Consider the following 405-nt stretch of genomic DNA (forward strand, 5'->3'; position numbering starts at 1 on the left):
ACATCACGGCCGTGGTGAGCGCCGACACCTTCGAGCGTCCGATCTACGCGGGCAACGCGATCGCCACCGTGCAGAGCAGCGACGCGACCAAGGTGATCACCGTTCGCACGACCGGTTTCGACGCAGCGGCTGCCACCGGTGGCAGCGCTGCAGTGGAAAACGCTGCAGGCGTGGCAGACAGCGGCAAGAGCAGCTTCGTGGGCCGCGAAGTCACGAAGAGCGAGCGCCCTGAGCTGACGGCAGCCAAGATCATCGTCTCGGGCGGCCGTGCCCTGGGCAGCGCCGAGAAGTTCACCGAGGTGATGGCACCCCTGGCCGACAAGCTCAACGCCGGCCTCGGCGCCAGCCGCGCAGCCGTCGACGCGGGCTACGCCCCGAACGACTGGCAGGTGGGCCAGACGGGCA

At 69.1% G+C, this 405-nt stretch carries 1 protein-coding gene; it reads left to right on the top strand.

Features of this window, described 5'->3' with window-relative positions; all coding sequences use genetic code 11:
- A partial coding sequence (locus ACTJLF_RS34740; RefSeq protein ID WP_440884920.1) for an electron transfer flavoprotein subunit alpha/FixB family protein occupies positions 1–405 on the top strand: 405 nt, incomplete at both ends.

Origin of the sequence: Variovorax sp. 22077 (assembly GCF_052044195.1) — a bacterium.
Taxonomy (GTDB): Bacteria; Pseudomonadota; Gammaproteobacteria; order Burkholderiales; family Burkholderiaceae_C; genus Variovorax; species Variovorax atrisoli.